This window comes from Pseudomonas sp. USHLN015, from assembly GCF_037153275.1.
In the GTDB taxonomy this organism is placed as follows: domain Bacteria; phylum Pseudomonadota; class Gammaproteobacteria; order Pseudomonadales; family Pseudomonadaceae; genus Metapseudomonas; species Metapseudomonas tohonis.
Genome location: NZ_JBBCKP010000025.1, coordinates 1 through 5,424, shown reverse-complemented (window position 1 = coordinate 5,424; position 5,424 = coordinate 1). Strand labels below are relative to the sequence as shown.

General features: G+C 51.9%; 2 tRNA genes and 3 rRNA genes. All 5 read right to left on the bottom strand.

Annotation, left to right across the window (positions count from 1 at the left end):
• Positions 1-24: 24 nt before the first annotated feature.
• The 5 genes from rrf to WFQ67_RS30155 all read right to left on the bottom strand — a co-directional run bounded on the left by rrf (position 25) and on the right by WFQ67_RS30155 (position 5,209).
• Positions 25-140: ribosomal RNA gene (gene rrf, locus WFQ67_RS30175) — 5S ribosomal RNA — on the bottom strand.
• 131 nt (positions 141-271) lie between these two features.
• Positions 272-3,163, bottom strand: a 23S ribosomal RNA gene (locus WFQ67_RS30170).
• Positions 3,164-3,397: 234 nt separating this feature from the next.
• Positions 3,398-3,473 (bottom strand) — tRNA-Ala (locus WFQ67_RS30165).
• A 27-nt stretch (positions 3,474-3,500) separates the two neighbouring features.
• Positions 3,501-3,577: transfer RNA gene (locus WFQ67_RS30160), tRNA-Ile, on the bottom strand.
• A gap of 95 nt (positions 3,578-3,672) precedes the next feature.
• A 16S ribosomal RNA gene (locus WFQ67_RS30155) occupies positions 3,673-5,209 on the bottom strand.
• The 16S, 23S and 5S rRNA genes sit together here with 2 tRNA genes alongside, the layout of an rRNA operon.
• Positions 5,210-5,424: the final 215 nt, after the last annotated feature.

Sequence of the window (5,424 nt, the reverse complement as noted above, 5' to 3'; positions counted from 1 at the left end):
GAAGATCGGGGGTTTGGTATAGGTGCTTGACGATGACCTACTCTCACATGGAGAAACTCCACACTACCATCGGCGATGCATCGTTTCACTACTGAGTTCGGGATGGGATCAGGTGGTTCCAACGCTCTATGGTCGTCAAGCAATTCGGTTGGGGTATCGTCTGGGACGCGACCCCGAATGGGTATGTGATAAGGCTTTGCAAGTTCTGGCCAATTTTCGGCTAAGTCGACTTCACCTTATAACAACAATCGTCAGATTGTTTGGGTGTTATATGGTCAAGCCTCACGGGCAATTAGTATTGGTTAGCTCAACGCCTCACAGCGCTTACACACCCAACCTATCAACGTCGTAGTCTTCGACGGCCCTTTAGGGGATTCAAGATCCCAGTGAGATCTCATCTTGAGGCGAGTTTCCCGCTTAGATGCTTTCAGCGGTTATCTCTTCCGAACGTAGCTACCCGGCAATGCCACTGGCGTGACAACCGGAACACCAGAGGTTCGTCCACTCCGGTCCTCTCGTACTAGGAGCAGCCCCTCTCAAATCTCAAACGTCCACGGCAGATAGGGACCGAACTGTCTCACGACGTTCTAAACCCAGCTCGCGTACCACTTTAAATGGCGAACAGCCATACCCTTGGGACCGGCTTCAGCCCCAGGATGTGATGAGCCGACATCGAGGTGCCAAACACCGCCGTCGATATGAACTCTTGGGCGGTATCAGCCTGTTATCCCCGGAGTACCTTTTATCCGTTGAGCGATGGCCCTTCCATACAGAACCACCGGATCACTAAGACCTACTTTCGTACCTGCTCGACGTGTCTGTCTCGCAGTCAAGCGCGCTTTTGCCTTTATACTCTACGACCGATTTCCGACCGGTCTGAGCGCACCTTCGTACTCCTCCGTTACTCTTTAGGAGGAGACCGCCCCAGTCAAACTGCCCACCATACACTGTCCTCGATCCGGATGACGGACCAGAGTTAGAACCTCAAGCATGCCAGGGTGGTATTTCAAGGATGGCTCCACGCAGACTGGCGTCCACGCTTCAAAGCCTCCCACCTATCCTACACAAGCAGGCTCAAAGTCCAGTGCAAAGCTACAGTAAAGGTTCACGGGGTCTTTCCGTCTAGCCGCGGATACACTGCATCTTCACAGCGATTTCAATTTCACTGAGTCTCGGGTGGAGACAGCGCCGCCATCGTTACGCCATTCGTGCAGGTCGGAACTTACCCGACAAGGAATTTCGCTACCTTAGGACCGTTATAGTTACGGCCGCCGTTTACCGGGGCTTCGATCAAGAGCTTCGCTTGCGCTAACCCCATCAATTAACCTTCCGGCACCGGGCAGGCGTCACACCCTATACGTCCACTTTCGTGTTTGCAGAGTGCTGTGTTTTTAATAAACAGTCGCAGCGGCCTGGTATCTTCGACCGGCATGGGCTTACGGAGCAAGTCCTTCACCCTCACCGGCGCACCTTCTCCCGAAGTTACGGTGCCATTTTGCCTAGTTCCTTCACCCGAGTTCTCTCAAGCGCCTTGGTATTCTCTACCCAACCACCTGTGTCGGTTTGGGGTACGGTTCCTAGTTACCTGAAGCTTAGAAGCTTTTCCTGGAAGCATGGCATCAACCACTTCATCATCTAAAAGACGACTCGTCATCAGCTCTCAGCATTAAGCGCCCGGATTTACCTAAGCACTCTGCCTACCACCTTAAACTTGGACAACCAACGCCAAGCTGGCCTAGCCTTCTCCGTCCCTCCATCGCAGTAACTAGAAGTACAGGAATATTAACCTGTTTCCCATCGACTACGCTCTTCAGCCTCGCCTTAGGGACCGACTAACCCTGCGTCGATTAACGTTGCGCAGGAACCCTTGGTCTTTCGGCGTGCGAGTTTTTCACTCGCATTGTCGTTACTCATGTCAGCATTCGCACTTCTGATACCTCCAGCAAGCTTCTCAACTCACCTTCACAGGCTTACAGAACGCTCCTCTACCGCATCACTTACGTGATACCCGTAGCTTCGGTGTATGGTTTGAGCCCCGTTACATCTTCCGCGCAGGCCGACTCGACTAGTGAGCTATTACGCTTTCTTTAAAGGGTGGCTGCTTCTAAGCCAACCTCCTAGCTGTCTAAGCCTTCCCACATCGTTTCCCACTTAACCATAACTTTGGGACCTTAGCTGACGGTCTGGGTTGTTTCCCTTTTCACGACGGACGTTAGCACCCGCCGTGTGTCTCCCATGCTCGGCACTTGTAGGTATTCGGAGTTTGCATCGGTTTGGTAAGTCGGGATGACCCCCTAGCCGAAACAGTGCTCTACCCCCTACAGTGATACATGAGGCGCTACCTAAATAGCTTTCGAGGAGAACCAGCTATCTCCGAGCTTGATTAGCCTTTCACTCCGATCCACAGGTCATCCGCTAACTTTTCAACGGTAGTCGGTTCGGTCCTCCAGTCAGTGTTACCTAACCTTCAACCTGCCCATGGATAGATCGCCCGGTTTCGGGTCTATTCCCAGCGACTAGACGCCCTATTAAGACTCGCTTTCGCTACGCCTCCCCTATTCGGTTAAGCTCGCCACTGAAAATAAGTCGCTGACCCATTATACAAAAGGTACGCAGTCACCCAACAAAGTGGGCTCCCACTGCTTGTACGCATACGGTTTCAGGTTCTATTTCACTCCCCTCTCCGGGGTTCTTTTCGCCTTTCCCTCACGGTACTGGTTCACTATCGGTCAGTCAGTAGTATTTAGCCTTGGAGGATGGTCCCCCCATATTCAGACAAAGTTTCTCGTGCTCCGTCCTACTCGATTTCACTTCTAAGATCCTTTCGCGTACAGGGCTATCACCCACTATGGCCGCACTTTCCAGAGCGTTCCGCTAAAATCAAAGAAGCTTAAGGGCTAGTCCCCGTTCGCTCGCCACTACTAAGGGAATCTCGGTTGATTTCTGTTCCTCAGGGTACTTAGATGTTTCAGTTCCCCTGGTTCGCCTCTTGCACCTATGGATTCAGTACAAGATACCTAGGTTATCCTAGGTGGGTTCCCCCATTCAGAGATCTCCGGATCAAAGTCTGTTTGCCGACTCCCCGAAGCTTATCGCAGGCTACCACGTCTTTCATCGCCTCTGACTGCCAAGGCATCCACCGTATGCGCTTCTTCACTTGACCATATAACCCCAAGCAATCTGGTTATTGTCTCTAACGTGAAGACGACATTCGCCGAAAATTCGCGCTTGAACTCGCAAATTTTACCTTGACTTGATTAATCACCAGTGAAAGAGATTAATCAGTCTACTTCTATCACATACCCAAATTTTTAAAGAACGGTTCTGGCGCAAAGACCAGAAATCAATGCCATTCTCAAGGCACTCATTTCTGAGCTTTCAGCGATTTAAGAGTGGATGGTGGAGCCAAGGAGGATCGAACTCCTGACCTCCTGCGTGCAAAGCAGGCGCTCTCCCAGCTGAGCTATGGCCCCTCGAAGACCTGCCACGCCCATGACAATTGGTGGGTCTGGGCAGATTCGAACTGCCGACCTCACCCTTATCAGGGGTGCGCTCTAACCAACTGAGCTACAGACCCAATCGTCTTACTCTCGGGTCTAACAACCCAATCGCTTTTCGCAAGTGAATCAAGCAATTCGTGTGGGAGCTTATGAAGAAGCTGATGTCTTCGATTAAGGAGGTGATCCAGCCGCAGGTTCCCCTACGGCTACCTTGTTACGACTTCACCCCAGTCATGAATCACTCCGTGGTAACCGTCCCCCTTGCGGTTAGACTAGCTACTTCTGGAGCAACCCACTCCCATGGTGTGACGGGCGGTGTGTACAAGGCCCGGGAACGTATTCACCGTGACATTCTGATTCACGATTACTAGCGATTCCGACTTCACGCAGTCGAGTTGCAGACTGCGATCCGGACTACGATCGGTTTTATGGGATTAGCTCCACCTCGCGGTTTGGCAACCCTTTGTACCGACCATTGTAGCACGTGTGTAGCCCTGGCCGTAAGGGCCATGATGACTTGACGTCATCCCCACCTTCCTCCGGTTTGTCACCGGCAGTCTCCTTAGAGTGCCCACCATAACGTGCTGGTAACTAAGGACAAGGGTTGCGCTCGTTACGGGACTTAACCCAACATCTCACGACACGAGCTGACGACAGCCATGCAGCACCTGTGTCTGAGTTCCCGAAGGCACCAATCCATCTCTGGAAAGTTCTCAGCATGTCAAGGCCAGGTAAGGTTCTTCGCGTTGCTTCGAATTAAACCACATGCTCCACCGCTTGTGCGGGCCCCCGTCAATTCATTTGAGTTTTAACCTTGCGGCCGTACTCCCCAGGCGGTCGACTTATCGCGTTAGCTTCGCCACTAAGATCTCAAGGATCCCAACGGCTAGTCGACATCGTTTACGGCGTGGACTACCAGGGTATCTAATCCTGTTTGCTCCCCACGCTTTCGCACCTCAGTGTCAGTATCAGTCCAGGTGGTCGCCTTCGCCACTGGTGTTCCTTCCTATATCTACGCATTTCACCGCTACACAGGAAATTCCACCACCCTCTACCGTACTCTAGCTCAGTAGTTTTGGATGCAGTTCCCAGGTTGAGCCCGGGGCTTTCACATCCAACTTGCTGAACCACCTACGCGCGCTTTACGCCCAGTAATTCCGATTAACGCTTGCACCCTTCGTATTACCGCGGCTGCTGGCACGAAGTTAGCCGGTGCTTATTCTGTCGGTAACGTCAAAACAGCAAGGTATTAACTTACTGCCCTTCCTCCCAACTTAAAGTGCTTTACAATCCGAAGACCTTCTTCACACACGCGGCATGGCTGGATCAGGCTTTCGCCCATTGTCCAATATTCCCCACTGCTGCCTCCCGTAGGAGTCTGGACCGTGTCTCAGTTCCAGTGTGACTGATCATCCTCTCAGACCAGTTACGGATCGTCGCCTTGGTGAGCCTTTACCTCACCAACTAGCTAATCCGACCTAGGCTCATCTGATAGCGCAAGGCCCGAAGGTCCCCTGCTTTCTCCCGTAGGACGTATGCGGTATTAGCGTTCCTTTCGAAACGTTGTCCCCCACTACCAGGCAGATTCCTAGGCATTACTCACCCGTCCGCCGCTGAATCATGGAGCAAGCTCCACTCATCCGCTCGACTTGCATGTGTTAGGCCTGCCGCCAGCGTTCAATCTGAGCCATGATCAAACTCTTCAGTTCAATACTGCTTGGGTTTTGAGAAAACCCTAAACTTGGCTCAGCAATCGCAAATAAACTCTCGAATTCACGAGTGTTACTTGTGTTGCTGATAATCAGTCGACTACCAGTCTTACATCACAAGCACCCACACGAATTGCTTGATTCAAGTTGTTAAAGAGCAATTTCGATCAAGTCTTTCGTCTCAACCGAGGCCGCGCATTCTACAGCAGCCTTTC